General features: G+C 61.3%; 13 protein-coding genes. 4 read left to right on the forward strand and 9 right to left on the reverse strand.

Features of this window, described 5'->3' with window-relative positions:
* Nucleotides 1–31 precede the first annotated feature (31 nt).
* The 5 genes from LDN75_RS14355 to LDN75_RS14375 all read right to left on the reverse strand — a co-directional run bounded on the left by LDN75_RS14355 (nt 32) and on the right by LDN75_RS14375 (nt 5,288).
* Nucleotides 32–433: a cytochrome c oxidase subunit 4 gene (locus tag LDN75_RS14355; RefSeq protein ID WP_223932961.1), complete on the reverse strand. Its 402-nt coding sequence runs from the start codon at nt 431–433 to the stop codon at nt 32–34.
* Nucleotides 430–2,151, reverse strand: a complete 1,722-nt coding sequence (gene ctaD, locus LDN75_RS14360; protein WP_216925611.1) for a cytochrome c oxidase subunit I — start codon at nt 2,149–2,151, stop codon at nt 430–432. Before ctaD ends, LDN75_RS14355 begins: the two co-directional genes overlap by 4 nt.
* A gap of 10 nt (nt 2,152–2,161) precedes the next feature.
* Entirely contained in the window at nt 2,162–3,034 is an 873-nt protein-coding gene (gene coxB / locus LDN75_RS14365) for a cytochrome c oxidase subunit II (protein ID WP_223932962.1), read from the reverse strand.
* Between the two features lie 182 nt (nt 3,035–3,216).
* The gene (locus tag LDN75_RS14370) at nt 3,217–3,606 is read right to left on the reverse strand and encodes an iron-sulfur cluster assembly accessory protein (RefSeq protein ID WP_216925609.1); all 390 of its coding nucleotides are present in this window, start codon (nt 3,604–3,606) and stop codon (nt 3,217–3,219) included.
* A gap of 209 nt (nt 3,607–3,815) precedes the next feature.
* Nucleotides 3,816–5,288, reverse strand: a complete 1,473-nt coding sequence (locus LDN75_RS14375; RefSeq protein ID WP_223932963.1) for a dipeptidase — start codon at nt 5,286–5,288, stop codon at nt 3,816–3,818.
* Between the two features lie 118 nt (nt 5,289–5,406).
* Here LDN75_RS14375 and LDN75_RS14380 point away from each other — a divergent pair, with 118 nt between their 5' ends.
* Nucleotides 5,407–6,000 (forward strand): DUF3043 domain-containing protein, encoded by a 594-nt coding sequence (locus LDN75_RS14380; RefSeq protein ID WP_223932964.1) that lies wholly within the window; start codon nt 5,407–5,409, stop codon nt 5,998–6,000.
* An 86-nt stretch (nt 6,001–6,086) separates the two neighbouring features.
* Here LDN75_RS14380 and LDN75_RS14385 read toward each other — a convergent pair whose 3' ends face one another.
* Nucleotides 6,087–7,172: a quinone-dependent dihydroorotate dehydrogenase gene (locus tag LDN75_RS14385; protein WP_223932965.1), complete on the reverse strand. Its 1,086-nt coding sequence runs from the start codon at nt 7,170–7,172 to the stop codon at nt 6,087–6,089.
* Between the two features lie 68 nt (nt 7,173–7,240).
* On the opposite strand from LDN75_RS14385, the gene LDN75_RS14390 reads away from it, so the two are divergent.
* From LDN75_RS14390 to LDN75_RS14400, 3 genes are read left to right on the forward strand one after another with little or no spacing between them, the layout of a single operon-like run.
* The gene (locus tag LDN75_RS14390) at nt 7,241–8,920 is read left to right on the forward strand and encodes an FAD-binding dehydrogenase (protein ID WP_223932966.1); all 1,680 of its coding nucleotides are present in this window, start codon (nt 7,241–7,243) and stop codon (nt 8,918–8,920) included.
* A 9-nt stretch (nt 8,921–8,929) separates the two neighbouring features.
* On the forward strand, nt 8,930–9,937 hold the full coding sequence (locus LDN75_RS14395) for an alpha/beta hydrolase (protein WP_223932967.1): 1,008 nt from the start codon (nt 8,930–8,932) through the stop codon (nt 9,935–9,937).
* Nucleotides 9,934–11,007, forward strand: a complete 1,074-nt coding sequence (locus LDN75_RS14400; protein WP_223932968.1) for an alpha/beta hydrolase — start codon at nt 9,934–9,936, stop codon at nt 11,005–11,007. The genes LDN75_RS14395 and LDN75_RS14400 overlap by 4 nt, the downstream gene beginning before the upstream one ends.
* Nucleotides 11,008–11,022: 15 nt before the next feature.
* Here LDN75_RS14400 and LDN75_RS14405 read toward each other — a convergent pair whose 3' ends face one another.
* The 3 genes from LDN75_RS14405 to leuA all read right to left on the reverse strand — a co-directional run bounded on the left by LDN75_RS14405 (nt 11,023) and on the right by leuA (nt 14,432).
* Nucleotides 11,023–11,847 carry an isoprenyl transferase gene (locus tag LDN75_RS14405; RefSeq protein ID WP_223932969.1) on the reverse strand — a complete coding sequence of 275 codons (825 nt, stop codon included), beginning with the start codon at nt 11,845–11,847 and terminating at the stop codon, nt 11,023–11,025.
* A gap of 2 nt (nt 11,848–11,849) precedes the next feature.
* Nucleotides 11,850–12,605: a DNA repair protein RecO gene (gene recO / locus LDN75_RS14410; RefSeq protein ID WP_223932970.1), complete on the reverse strand. Its 756-nt coding sequence runs from the start codon at nt 12,603–12,605 to the stop codon at nt 11,850–11,852.
* 87 nt (nt 12,606–12,692) lie between these two features.
* Nucleotides 12,693–14,432 (reverse strand): 2-isopropylmalate synthase, encoded by a 1,740-nt coding sequence (gene leuA / locus LDN75_RS14415; protein WP_223932971.1) that lies wholly within the window; start codon nt 14,430–14,432, stop codon nt 12,693–12,695.
* Nucleotides 14,433–14,536 lie beyond the last annotated feature (104 nt).

A 14,536-nucleotide genomic window follows, 5' to 3' on the forward strand; every position in this document is an offset into this window, starting at 1 on the left:
GTGGGGCCCGTCGTCGTTATGCTGTTTGCTGCTAGTGGGCGTGGTCGCCGCGGCTGTATTCGAAGACCCAGCCGACCAGTGCCACAACGGCAAGGCCACCCGCGATAAAAGTGATCCAGAAACCCACCGCAAGGCCCAGGAAGCCGCTTGCGCATGCAATGCCGAGAACCAGCGGCCACCAGCTCCAAGGGCTGAAGTGCCCCTGCTCGCCCGCACCCTCGTGAATTTCAGCATCAGGGCGGTCTTCCGGACGCATGCCAATCCGCTTGCCAGTGAAGCCCAGGTAGGCGCCGATCATGCCCACGAGACCGCCAACCAGGAGAATGCCCAGAACGCCGACCCACTCATGCCATTCCGTCAGGAAGCCGTAGGCGATGGCGACAGGGATGAAGAAGAATGCTCCTGCTCCAAAGAGCCACGATTCAATTTTCACTTGCGGACGTCCTTCTGGTCAGCGTTACCGAGCAGCACTGCTGCCGGGTCCGGGGACTGGGCAGTGTGGACCTGGGCCAACTCCGGGTGGTGAAGGTCCAGTGCCGGGCGCTCAGAGCGGATACGGGGCAGGGAAGTGAAGTTGTGGCGCGGCGGTGGGCAGGACGTTGCCCACTCCAGTGACGCACCGAAGCCCCAAGGGTCATCAACTTCTACCTTCTTGTTGCTACGCCAGGTGATGTAGACATTCCAGAAGAAGGGCAGGAGGGACGCACCCAGGACGAAGGACGAAATCGTGGAGAACTGGTTCATCCAGGTGAAGTTGTCCTGCGGCATGTAGTCGGCGTAGCGGCGGGGCATACCTTCAACACCCAGCCAGTGCTGGATCAGGAAGGTTCCGTGGAAGCCAAGGAAAAGCAGCCAGAAGTGAATCTTGCCCAGGCGTTCGTTGAGCATCTTGCCGGTCCACTTGGGCCACCAGAAGTAGAAGCCCGCGAACATGGCGAACACCACGGTGCCGAAGACGACGTAGTGGAAGTGGGCCACAACGAAGTACGAGTCCGAGACGTGGAAGTCCAGCGGCGGCGACGCCAGGATAATACCGGTGAGGCCACCGAACAGGAAGGTCACCAGGAAGCCGATGCTCCACAGCATCGGAGTCTCGAAGGTGATGGAACCCTGCCAGAGAGTACCGATCCAGTTGAAGAACTTTACGCCTGTGGGCACCGCGATCAACATGGTCATGAAGGCGAAGAACGGGAGCAGCACGGAACCAGTCACGTACATGTGGTGAGCCCACACGGTGACGGAAAGTGCGGCAATAGCGATGGTTGCGTAGACAAGGCCCTTGTAACCAAAGATCGGCTTCCGGCTGAAGACAGGGAAGATCTCAGAAACGATGCCGAAGAACGGCAGGGCGATGATGTAAACCTCAGGGTGGCCGAAGAACCAGAACAGGTGCTGCCAGAGTACTGCGCCGCCGTTTTCGGGGTCGAAGATGTGGGCACCAAATTTGCGGTCCGCACCGAGGGCGAACAGGGCAGCGGCCAGCGGGGGGAACGCCATCAGGACGAGGATGGACGTCACCAGGGCATTCCAGGTGAAGATCGGCATGCGCCACATGGTCATGCCAGGGGCACGCATGCAGATGATCGTGGTGATGAAGTTGACGGCACCAAGGATGGTACCGAAGCCCGACAGTGCGAGGCCGAAGACCCACAGGTCACCGCCGACGCCGGGCGTAAAGGTGGTGTTCGACAGCGGCGCATACGCGAACCAGCCGAACGATGCAGCACCCTGCGGCGTGATAAAGCCGGACACAGCAATGGTGGAGCCGAAGAGGAAGAACCAGAAGGCCAGCGCGTTCAATCGCGGGAAGGCGACGTCGGGGGCGCCAATCTGCAGTGGCATGATGACGTTCGTGAAGCCCGCAAACAGCGGTGTCGCGAACATCAGCAGCATCACGGTGCCGTGCATCGTGAACATCTGGTTGTACTGTTCCTTGGTCTGCAGGATCTGCATACCCGGTTCGAACAGTTCGGCACGGATCAGCAGCGCCATGACGCCGCCGAGGCAGAAGAACACAAAGGACGCGATGAGGTACATGTACCCGATGGTCTTGTGGTCCGTGGAGGTGATCCAGTTGACGACGATGCGTCCCTTGGATTTAGGAACTACGGGAGCCTCTAGGGTCCCGGCGGATTGAGTGTAAGTAGCCACGTCGCTCCCCTTACTTGGTTTCGATCAGGTCCGGGTTGCGGTCGTATTCCGCACCGAGCAGGCCCGTGTTGCCGTCCTGGCGAAGCTTGTCCATGTGGGCCTGGAATTCAGACTCGGAGACAACCTTGACGCGGAACAGCATTTCGGAGTGGTATTCACCGCAGAGTTCGGCGCACTTGCCATCGAAAGTGCCCTCCTTGGTGGGAGTGAACCTGATGTAGTTGGTCTTGCCGGGGATCATGTCCCGCTTCTGCAGGAAGGCCGGAACCCAGAAAGAGTGGATGACATCGCGGGAGTTCAGCTCCAGGTCAACCGACTTGCCAACGGGCAAGTACAGCGTGGGGAGCAGGTCCTTGTTGACCTCGTTGCCGGTCAGGTGGGCCTGAACGCCGGCCTCGTGGAGGTCCTCGCTGACGACCTCGCCCTTTTTGTAGTTGAAGTCCCAGGCCCACTGCTTGCCGCGGACGTCAACGACGACGTCTGCCGGCTGTGAGCGGTCATCGATCGCCCGCTGGTCCTGGTCGGTGAAGTAGAAGAACACCAGCACCATGAACAGCGGAATGGTCAAGTAGAAGACCTCAAGCGGCAGGTTGTAGCTGAGCTGCTTGGGGAATCCCGTGGTGCCCTTGCGGCGGCGGTAAGCGATGATGCACCAGACCAGAAGGCCCCACGTGATGATACCGACTGCCAAGGCGGCGATCCATGAGTTGACCCAGAGGTCCATGATCCGGTCAGTGTGGTTGGTCGTGCCGCGCTCTGTTGGCAGCCAACCCTTCTCTACCTCTGGTGAACATCCGGTCAAAACCAACGCGCCGGCTAGTGCCAAGCCAGTGATCGAGGTGATCTTTATGCGTCGGCTGCCGGTTCGGTTCTGCGAACTCACAGACGGCCCTTCCTCTTGTTGCTGTCTCCCGGCAGGCCAAAGGCCACCGGGCACACTAAAAGTTTTACTACCCGATGTAGAGCTTACCGCTATGAAGCGGTTTTCGCGCACATGTCGGCCCCGTGGCTCCGAATGCGTTGGAACGCATCCAGACGGGCGCCGACATGCGGCGATAGCTCACGTCAGTGGAACGAATCGCCGCAAGCGCAAGACCCGCCGGCGTTCGGGTTATCAATGGTGAAGCCCTGCTTCGAGATGGTGTCCTCGAAGTCAATGCTGGCGCCGCTAAGGTACGGGACGCTCATCTTGTCCACGACGACCTCAACGCCGTCGTAGTCACGAACGGCGTCTCCATCCAGCAGGCGCTCGTCAAAGTAGAGCTGGTAGATCAAGCCGGAGCAGCCGCCCGGCTGGACTGCAACGCGCAGCCGCAGATCGGTGCGCCCTTCCTGTTCGAGGAGGCTACGGACCTTGCCTGCTGCGACATCGGTCAGATTGACCTCGTGCGTGGGAAGCTCCTCGTCCGGGACGAGCTGTGCTCCGGTGCTGTTTTCGTTGGTTGCAGTGCTCATTGGCCTACCTTCTTATGACGCTCCTGGCGGCGGCGCCGGAACGCTGCCTGCCCTTACCCAATTACGTGCGGGTTATAGCTCCATGCTACGTCGCGCAGACGCTGAGCTATAACTTCTGACGTAACCACGGACCGCATTGACTTGTTCCCGGCGTGTCCGCGTCCCGGAAGGGCACCCGAACAAACGGCCCGGGAACACGGCAACGCTACTTAGCGGTCCAGGCCCTCAGCGTTAAGCTGCGCCAGCATGAGCGCCTCTGCCAGCACTGCATGGCGGAAATCGCCGATGTGCAATGATTCGTTGGCGCTGTGCGCGCGGGAATCGGGATCTTCCACCCCCGTGACCAGAATCTGGACATCGGGATATGCCTCGGTCAGGTCGGCAATAAACGGGATGGAACCGCCGATTCCCATTTCCACTGGCTGGACTCCCCATGCCTCGCCCAGGGCCCAGAGTGCCACCCTGGCAGCTGCTGATGAGGTGTCGGTCGAGAAGGCGTTGCCCCGCTCCCCCGGCGTGAAGGTCACTTTGGCCCCGAAAGGCGCGTGGGACTCCACGTGGTTCCTCAAAGCCTCCATTGCGGCTTCCGGATCCTGCCCGGGGGCCAGACGCATGCTGAACTTGGCCCGGGCTGCGGGAATGAGCGTATTTGAGGCAACGTCAACTGCGGGAACATCCATGCCGATGATGGATAACGCGGGCTTGGTCCACAAACGCGAACTGATTGTCCCGCTCCCGGCGAGCTTGACGCCGTCGAGCACTGAAGCGTCGGCGCGGTATTCAGCCTCCGTCAGGTCAACCGCAACGTCGTCATTCCGAACGAGGCCAGCCACGGCGACATTTCCTTCGTCGTCGTGCAGGGTAGCGATAAGACGTGACAGCAGTGTAGGGGCGTCCAGCACCGGGCCGCCGAACATTCCCGAATGCACCGCATGTTCCAGCACGCGGACTTCGAAAGTGCCATCCACGAGCCCTCGGAGGCTTGTGGTCAGTGCAGGAAGGCCAACCTTCCAGTTGCTGGAGTCCGCCACGACGATTACATCGGACCGGAGAAGTTCGCGGTGTTCCTCGAGGAACGTCCGGAAGGTGGGCGAGCCCGCTTCTTCCTCGCCCTCGAAGAAGAAAGTCACACCAAGGCCAAACGCATCCCCCAGAACACTCATCACAGCACTGTATGCAGCCAGGTGGGCCATGATGCCGGCTTTGTCGTCAGCAGCGCCACGGCCATACAGGCGGCCTTCCCGCTCTTCCGCAATGAAGGGCTCGGAGGTCCAAAGGGCCCGGTCGCCCGGGGGCTGCACGTCGTGGTGTGCGTACAAGAGAATGGTCGGCTTTCCGTCGCGGGCAGGACGGCGGGCGACGACGGCGGGGCCGCCGGGCGTTCCATCCGATTTGTCACAGCGCAGAATCCGGACATCATCCATGCCGGTGGCCTTTACCAAAGATGCGACAGCTTCGGCGCTGCGATCCAGTTCGGCGGGGTCAAAGCTGGGCCACGCGATTCCCGGGATACCCACGAGGTCCTTGAGCGTGCTGAGAGTGGCGCTAAAGGATTCATCGACTGCGTGGGCCAAAGCGGCCACGGCTTCGTTGCCGATGACCTGGTTCGACGACGATCCCTCCGTGCTGTGGCCGGAGTTCCGTTGCTGGTTCTGCGGGATCCCCGCATGTGCTGATGTCATGCCCAAACTTTACCGCTGACCACGGGGCGACAAGGGACGGCGCGGCAGGCTCCCACGCGCCAAACGTACCGCGGGGTCACGTAACCTGCGCCACCTCCCTGCGGGGTATTCTGTATGGGTGTTCGGACGCAAAAAGGAAGAGCCCAGCGCTCAAGCAGTAGTAGACCAGGCCCACGCCGCCGCCCAGGAACCGGGTGCCGGAAAGGGCGCCCCTACGCCCAAGCGGAAGGCCCAGGAGGCAGCCCGCAAGCGCCCGTTGGTGCCCAATGACCGTAAAGCTTCCAAGGAGGCCGAGCGCGTCGCGATTCAGGACCAGCGGCAGAAGATGCGCCAGGCATTGGACACGGGGGACGAAAAGTACCTCCCGCTGAGGGACAAGGGTCCCCAGAAACGCTTCGTTCGGGACTATGTAGACGCACGGTTCAGCCTTGGTGAATACCTGATGTTCGGGGCCCTGCTCTTCGTGGTGGTCTCGCTGATCATCCCGTCCAACAGTGCGCAGATTACTTATGTCCTGGTGGGATTCTGGATCATGTTCCTTGCCGTCTTCATCGATGCTTTCATCCTTTCACGCAAGCTCCGCAAGCGCCTGGGCGAGAAGTTCGGCGAAGTCGAGCGCGGTTCAGTCTGGTACGGATGCATGCGCGCCCTGCAGTTCCGCAAGCTCCGCCTCCCCAAGCCACAGGTCAAGCGCGGCCAGTACCCGGCCTAGCGGTACCCCTAACCGCCGACCAACCTACTTACACGAAGACCCCGGACCAATGGTCCGGGGTCTTCTTCTTGATTCGGGACGGAAGCCTATACCGAGCGGGAGCCGCGCTTCTGGATCTTCACGAGGCCTTTGTTGATGCGTGACGCCCAGAACGGACCCTCGTAAAGGAACGCGGTGTAGCCCTGCACCAGGGTTGCCCCTGCGTCCAAACGGTCCTGAACATCCTGGGCTGACTCCACTCCCCCCACGGCAATCAGCACGAGCTGATCTCCCACTGCTTCCTTAAGTCGTCGCAGGACTTCCAATGATCGCTGCTTCAACGGGGCACCTGAAAGCCCTCCGGCTCCCAGTGCTTCAACCTTGGCGGCGTCAGTGACGAGGCCCTCACGGGTAATGGTGGTATTGGTGGCGATTATGCCGTCGAGCTTGAGGTCAAGCGCAAGCCGGGCGACGTCGTCGATGTCCTCGTTACTGAGGTCAGGCGCGATCTTGACCAGTAGTGGAACATGGCGGCCAGCTGCCTCATCAGCTGCATCCCCCACTGCCCGGAGCAGCGGCCGAAGGGTTTCCACGTTCTGGAGGAGCCGCAGTCCTGGCGTGTTGGGCGAACTGACGTTGACAACCAGGTAGTCCGCAGCCGGTGCAAGGCTGCGTGCGCTAACCAAGTAGTCCTCTGTGGCCTCATCCAACTCAACAACTTTCGTCTTACCGATGTTGACGCCGATCACTGGACGAACGTCGGCGTGCTTGCGCTGCAGTGCGGCTTTGGCGGACTTGAGCCGCGGAGCCACTGCAGCAGCTCCATCGTTGTTGAAGCCCATACGGTTGATAACCGCACGGTCATCAATCAATCGGAACAGGCGTGGCTTCTCGTTGCCCGGCTGGGCCTGGCCTGTAATGGTTCCGACCTCCACATGGCCGAATCCCAGCTCTGCCAGCGCTTCAATCCCATGGCCTTCCTTATCGAAACCTGCCGCCAGGCCGAAGGGAGACGGGAATGTCAGGCCCAAGGCCTCGGTCCGGAGGGAAGCATCCGGAGCTGTGATCCTGGCCAGAATCCGCCCTGCACCGGAGCGGTGGGCCGCCCGGATGGCCTGGAAGCCGATCTTATGGGCTTTCTCGGCATCCATCCAGGAGAAGGCGAGCTTGAAGAAGGTGGGGTAAACACGCATGGTCCTAGTTTTCCGGTTTACTGACAACTCACCAAACCCGTGACCATGCCGACAGCTAGCATGTACGCATGCCCCTACCGGATCGTGACGCAAATCATGGGAATCGAATCCTCGCCGACATCATCGTTGTCGGTGCAGGCTTGTCCGGGCTGGTTGCAGCGGCAAGCGCATACGCGGCAGGCAAGAGCGTGGCAATCCTGGACCAGGAACCGGCGGCATCCCTGGGAGGGCAGGCGCATTGGTCCTTCGGGGGCCTGTTTATGGTGGACACCCCGGAGCAGCGCCGACTCGGTGTCAAGGACAGCGCTGAGTTGGCGCTCTCGGACTGGTTGGCGTCCGCCGGCTTTGATCAGCCTCACGATGCGGTTGCGCGGCAGTGGGCAGAAGCGTACGTCCACTTCGCCTCGGGTGAGAAAAGGGCATGGTTGAAGAGCCTCGACGTCGGAATCTTCCCCCTCGTGCAATGGGCAGAACGCGGCGGTTACGGGCCCCAGGGACACGGAAACACGGTTCCCCGGTTCCACGTCACGTGGGGAACTGGTCCTGCCCTTGTGGAACCGTTTCTTGCGAAGGTGCAGGAAGGTGTCCAGGCCGGACGGGTAACGCTGCATTTCCGGCATAGGGCAACTTCACTGACGACGACGGCCGGCCGGGTCGTGGGCGTCTCAGGCCAGGTTCTGGAACCCTCGACGGCGGTGCGCGGCCAAGCTTCCTCACGCACCGCCGTCGGGGGTTTCGACGCGATGGCGGGCGCAGTCGTAGTGTCGACAGGCGGCATTGGCGGCAACCACGGTTCGGTTCGCCGGCAGTGGCCGGGCGATGATGCACCGGCATACATGCTCAGCGGCGTTCCTGCCTCAGTGGATGGTGATTTCCTCCCGGTTGCGGAATCCATCGGCGCAGCCTTGGTGAACGGTGACCGCATGTGGCACTACCCCGAGGGAATCCACAATTACGATCCCATATGGCCCAAGCACGGCATCCGTATACTGCCAGGGCCCTCGTCCCTGTGGTTGGATGCCCTCGGGCAACAACTCCCGGCGCCGCTGTTCCCGGGTTTCGATTCCCTTGGCGCGCTTCGCCACATCGTGGCCACGGGTCACAGCTATTCGTGGTTCGTTTTGAACCGCACTATTGCACTGAAGGAGCTTGCGCTGTCCGGTTCCGAGCAGAATCCGGACCTCACGGGGAAGGACGTCTCACTGCTCGTCTCGCGCTTGAAGCCCGGTGGCGATACCCCAATACAACGTTTCCTGGACAAAGGCATCGACTTCATCCAGGGCACGACGCCCCGGGACCTGGCCGCGAAAATGAACGGACTCACCGGGGATCAGCTGGTCAGCGCTGATCACCTGGACGCGTTGGTCCGGGCCCGCGACCTTCAAGTGGCGAGCGGGCTGGGTAAAGACCCTCAACTTGCCGCCATCCGGGCGGCCCGCCGTTTTGCCACTGACAAACTGATGAGGGTGGCTCCCCCACACCGGCTGGCAGATCCTGCCCACGGTCCCCTCATTGCCATCAGGCTCTCCGTCCTCACGAGGAAAAGCCTGGGAGGGCTGCAGACGGACCTTCGTTCCCGCGTCCTGGACCAAGACGGCCAGGTGATCCCTGGCCTCTATGCTGCGGGTGAAGCGGCCGGCTTCGGTGGAGGCGGCGTCCACGGGTACAGGGCATTGGAGGGAACGTTCCTGGGTGGATGCCTTTTCACTGGCAGGGCTGCGGGACGCGATGCCGCAGCGAGTGTCTAAGCTGAAGGCATGGATTGGTCGACTGACATCCTGGGAATGGACTTCCAATCGCGTGTCCTGGACGCCGAAGGACCTGATGGTGTGCTGCGCCGGGCAACGTTGGTCCGTTACCGACCGGAATCAATGACCCAGGAGGCCAGAGAAACACATGGTGCCTTGCTCTTCCTTCATGGCTGGAGCGACTACTTCTTCAATGTGGAGCTCGCCAGGTTTTGGGCAAGGAACGGCTATGAGTTCTATGCCTTGGACATGCACAACCATGGTCGAAGCCTGATATACGGTTCGCATGGTGGTTATGTGGCCAACCTTGGGGACTACGATGCCGAAATCAGTCGCGCCATCGAGGTCATCCGCAGCGACAGCCCTGCACATCGCAGGGACAACCTTGCCATGATGGGGCATTCCACCGGAGGCCTTATCGCGGCGCTGTGGACGAGCAAGCACGCGGGCCAAGTGCAACACCTGATACTGAACAGCCCTTGGCTCGAAATGCATGGCAACTCAATCGTTCGGCGCGCCGCCCAAGTGATGGTTGGACCTCTCGCAAAACTCCGGCCGGAGATGGTCCTGAGGCTCCCGGAGCGTGGATTCTACTTCCGAAGCATAAGCAACACGGCCGAAGGAGAATGGCCGCTGGATGAAAAATACCGGCCTCCCCTGGCTTTTCCTGTCAGGGCGGGGTGGCTCAGAGCCGTTCTGGCCGGCCACTCGCAGGTTGCGCGTGGCCTGGACCTGGACATCCCGGTCCTGGTGCTCACGTCGGCTGCCAGTGCCAATGGAATGGTGTGGCAGGAGTCCATGCGGCGTTCGGATGCGGTATTGGACGTTGGCATCATCGCACTGAGGGCCATGGCCTTGGGCCGCAGCGTGACGTTGGAGAGAGTGGACGGGGGCCTGCATGACGTCTTTCTGTCCGCACCCAACGTCCGGGCAGATGCCTACGCGAGGCTTTCACGTTGGATTCGCGGGTACATGGAAGATGGCTTGCCGCAGGAACGGCAGGAAGGGGACGCATGACCACCACCGAAGAATCAGTATCACTGTGGCGACCGGACATCCTGGGCAGCGGGTATCAGTGCTTGGAACTCCCCTTGCCCCCTGACGACGAGGGCACCGTCAAAGCGACCCTCGTCAGGCATGCCCCACCAGTTACAGCCACAACTCCCCACGGCATCCTTGACTTTCTCTCCACCTTCACAAAAGGCAGGCGCCGGGCAGCTTCCACGGATCCAGCGGGGGCGCCACGCGTGGTTCTCTATCTTCACGGATGGGCTGACTATTTCCTCCAGACCGAACTCGCTGAGTACCTCACTGCATCAGGCTTTCATTTCTACGCGCTGGACCTTCGGAAATTTGGGCGGAGCCTGTTGCCCGGTCAGACGCCCGGATATACAACCAACCTTGCTGTCTACGACGAAGACATCGAGGCAGCCTTGCTGGAGGTCGAACGGGACGTTTTGGCAAGGACCAACAATCCAGCGCCGCCAACCATTCATGTGCTCGCACACTCTTTGGGCGGGCTGATTGCTTCCTTGTGGGCGGACCGCCACCCAGGCCGGATTGGGACACTGGTGCTGAACTCGCCTTGGCTTGAGCTCCAGGGCAGCAGCCTGGTTCGCAGCATCGCCATGCATCTGGTGGAGCCCTTCGCACGAACTGACCCTAAGCGTCCGTTCAGGTTCCCCGAGATGCCCGCGTACTGGGAGAGCGTCAGCAACCAAGCCCACGGCGAATGGGTGCTCGATTCGGTCTGGCGGCCGCGCGCCTCATTCCCCATTCGCGCCGGATGGACCAAGGCAGTGCTCGCCGGCCACAAAACGGTGGAGCGAAAACTCAACATCGATGCCCCGGTCCTGGTGCTTTTATCGGGCCGGACCAGGATCCAGGTCGAATGGACGGCAGACCTCATGAGGGCGGACGCCGTAATCGACGTCGAGGAGACATCGCGCCGTGCGTTGGGCCTGGGCCGGCGAACGGCTGTGTTCCGCTACCCAGGGGCACTCCACGACATTTTCCTGTCCCGGAGGACAATTCGCCAACAGGCTTATCGTGATGTGTCGGTTTGGCTCTCGTCCTACCCGTATTGATCCAGCATGCCCGTGCTAATTAGCGGCTGGCGCCGCGTCTACCGCTCCGCCATACCGGCGGTCCCGCCTAGCGTAAATCTCGACGGCGTCCCAAAGCGTCCGCCTGTCTACGTCCGGCCACAACGTGTCCATGAAGACGAATTCAGCGTAGGCAGACTGCCACAGCAGGAAGTTTGACAACCTCTGCTCGCCGGAACTGCGCAGGAAGAGGTCTACGTCGGGCAAGTCGGGCTCATCCAGGTATTTCTGGATGGTCTTTTCGGTCACGGATCCCGGCTTGAGTCGCCCGGCGGCAACGTCCTCGGCAATGGCAGAGACGGCGTCGGCTATTTCAGCCCGGCCGCCGTAGTTAACACACATGGTCAAGGTGCAAGTGTCGTTGGCCTTGGTAAATTCCTCGGCCTCTTCAAGCTCACGGATAACCGAGCCCCAGAGCCTGGGCCGTCGCCCGGCCCAGCGGATCCTGACTCCCCATTCGTCGAGTTGGTTCCGTTGGCGACGTAGCACATCCTTGTTAAATCCCATCAGGAAGCGGACTTCTTCTGGAGATCGTCGCCAGTTCTCCGTGGAAAACGCGTAGACGCTAACGTACTTGATGCCTAGCTCGATGGCTCCGGCCATCACGTCCAGCAGTGCCGGTTCGCCGGCCTTGTGCCCTTCAATGCGGGGCAATCCCCGCTGGTTGGCCCAACGGCCATTGCCATCCATCACAATTGCCACGTGCTGTGGAATAAGTTCACTTGGAATGTTCGGCGGAACGGCACCTGAAGGGTGGCCATACGGGGCTACTACGGGCGAAGTCCTCGCGGGGGTCGTCTTGCTTTTCTTTCCAAGTGCCACAGTCAGCTTCGCTCCACGTGTTTGAGTGATTTCAAGGCGCGTTCCAAATGCCATTGCAGGTAGCTGGCCACTAGCCCGGCCGCTTCGCGTCGATGCCGGGAATCCGAAGAGTCAGCAACGCCCCAATCCCCGGTCAGCAGGGCGCCAAGAAGTACCACAGTCTCCGGCGCGGGGGCGGGCGAACCGGGCGGACGGCAATCGCCACACACCATGCCTCCAAGAGGTGCCGCGAAAGCTGTGTGGGGGCCAAGCCTGCCGCACCGTGCGCAGTCGGTAAAGCTAGGTGCCCACCCGCCGGTAGCCAGGGCACGCAAGAGATACGAATCCAGGATGAGTTCCGGAGGATGGTCCGAGCGGCTGAGCGCGGCCAACGCACCCACCAGGAGGTTGTACTGGGCTGTACCGGATTCGGCATCCGCGTCCGTGAGCTTCTCCGCGGTTTCGGTCATGGCAGCTGCCACCGTGAAACGGCCGTAGTCCGCCGCGATGCTGCTCCCGTATGACCCCTTGGCGACAGCCTGCGTGACGATATCCAGGGTGCGGCCGGAAATGAGCTGGAGGTCTGCCACCATGAAGGGCTCCAGCCGTGCACCGAACCGGCTGCTGGTCCGACGCACCCCTTTAGCCACTGCCCTGACCTGCCCGTGGTGTTTGGTCAGCAGGGTAATGATGCGGTCAGCCTCACCCAGTTTGTGGGTACGGAGCACCACGGCATCGTCCCGGTAGGACCGTGCTGCAAACGATGAGGGATTGGCCACAACTAATCTTCGCACTAAGCCGGCGGCCAAAGAGGTCCGCCGGACCGTGTGGTGACGGCGATTCCCGTCACCACACGGTTCAGGCGTTTACGCCTGGGCGTCCCGGACTGCCCGGTTCACAGCAGAGATCAGCGCCTTCAGCGACGACGTCGTGGTGCTGGGGTCGATTCCCACACCCCACAGGACACGCTCTCCGACAGCGCATTCAACATATGCGGCCGCACTGGCGCTGCCGCCCTCCGACAGGGCATGTTCGCTGTAATCGAGAACGCGGACATCTACGCCGTCATGGTGCAGGATGTCCAGCAGCGCGGCGATTGGACCATTACCGTGGCCGGTCCTGCGGACCTCGACGCCGTCGATCCGCAGGTTCGCGTTCATGGTCATGGCACCGGACTCGTCCGTCTCGGTGCTTACGCTGCCCAAGGAGTACCGGCCCCACTGTGCTTGTTCCTCGTCCGAGGGCAGGTATTCGTCCTGGAAGATCTGCCAGAGCTGCGCACCGCTGACCTCGCCGCCAACAGCGTCTGTCCTGCGCTGAATGACGCCGGAGAATTCAATCTGTGCGCGCCGCGGCAGATCCAGGTTGTGCTCGTTCTTCAGCAGATACGCCACGCCGCCCTTGCCGGACTGCGAGTTGACCCGGATCACGGCTTCATAGCTTCGGCCCAGATCCTTCGGGTCAATAGGCAGGTAGGGAACCTGCCACGTGAAGTCGTCAACAGGGACGCCAGCCGCCGCGGCGTCCTTCTCCAGTGCCTCGAAGCCCTTCTTGATGGCGTCCTGGTGCGAACCGGAAAACGCTGTGAAGACGAGGTCGCCACCGTATGGTGAGCGTTCCGGAACAGGCAACTGGTTGCAGTATTCAACCGTGCGGCGGATCTCATCGATGTCGGAGAAGTTGATCATGGGATCCACGCCCTGGACAAACATGTTCAGGCCCAGGGTGACGAGGTCCACGTTTCCAGTCCGTTCACCATTGCCGAACAGGCACCCCTCGATGCGGTCCGCGCCGGCCAGATAGCCGAGTTCAGCAGCGGCCACACCTGTTCCGCGGTCGTTGTGCGGGTGCAGCGAAATGATGATGCCATCACGCGGGTGCAGATTTCGGTGCATCCACTCAATGGAGTCCGCATAGACGTTCGGCGTGGCCATCTCCACGGTGGCCGGCAGGTTGATGATGACCTGTTTGTCCGCGGATGCCTCAAAGACATCGGCAATCGCGTTACATACCCTGGCGGCATACTCCAGCTCGGTGCCCGTAAAGGATTCCGGTGAGTATTCGTAAGTGATGTGAGTGTCGGTCAGGGTCTCCTCGTACTTCTTGCACAAGCGGGCCCCCTGCAGGGCGATATCCAGGATGCCGTCCTCGTCCTGGTTGAAGACCACGCGACGCTGCAGCACCGACGTGGAGTTGTACAGGTGCACAATCGCCTGCTTGGCACCTACCAGCGACTCGTAGGTTCGTTCGATCAGGTGTTCACGCGCCTGGGTCAGGACCTGGATAGTGACATCGTCCGGAATATGGCCGCCTTCGATCAGCTGCCGAACGAAATCAAAGTCGGTCTGGGATGCTGACGGGAACCCAACTTCGATCTCCTTGAACCCCATGTTGACGAGCAGCTGGAACATCTTCAGCTTGCGCGCCGGACTCATGGGATCGATGAGCGCCTGATTGCCATCACGCAGGTCAACTGCACACCAGCGTGGTGCCTTGGTGATGACTTTGTCCGGCCAAGTACGATCCGGAACCTCAACTGTGATCTGGTCCTGGAACGGCAGGTAGCGGTGAATCGGCATACCGGAGGGCTTTTGTGCATTACGCATGTCGTGTGGCCTTTTCTCTAAGATCTAAGTGAAAGCTTAGCCGGGCACAACGAAACTCCGCGGCGAGGATGGCCCAGCTTTTCAGATAGCTTTCAGGCCTCGCC

Source organism: Arthrobacter sp. StoSoilB5, assembly GCF_019977235.1.
Classification (GTDB): Bacteria; Actinomycetota; Actinomycetes; order Actinomycetales; family Micrococcaceae; genus Arthrobacter.

Coding starts and splice junctions, on each gene's coding strand:
- LDN75_RS14400 (WP_223932968.1), top strand. CDS start 9,934: ATGACCACCACCGAAGAATCAGTATCACTGTGGCGACCGGACATCCTG.
- LDN75_RS14395 (WP_223932967.1), top strand. CDS start 8,930: ATGGATTGGTCGACTGACATCCTGGGAATGGACTTCCAATCGCGTGTC.
- LDN75_RS14375 (WP_223932963.1), bottom strand. CDS start 5,288: ATGACATCAGCACATGCGGGGATCCCGCAGAACCAGCAACGGAACTCC.
- leuA (WP_223932971.1), bottom strand. CDS start 14,432: ATGCGTAATGCACAAAAGCCCTCCGGTATGCCGATTCACCGCTACCTG.
- LDN75_RS14385 (WP_223932965.1), bottom strand. CDS start 7,172: ATGCGTGTTTACCCCACCTTCTTCAAGCTCGCCTTCTCCTGGATGGAT.
- LDN75_RS14370 (WP_216925609.1), bottom strand. CDS start 3,606: ATGAGCACTGCAACCAACGAAAACAGCACCGGAGCACAGCTCGTCCCG.
- LDN75_RS14390 (WP_223932966.1), top strand. CDS start 7,241: ATGCCCCTACCGGATCGTGACGCAAATCATGGGAATCGAATCCTCGCC.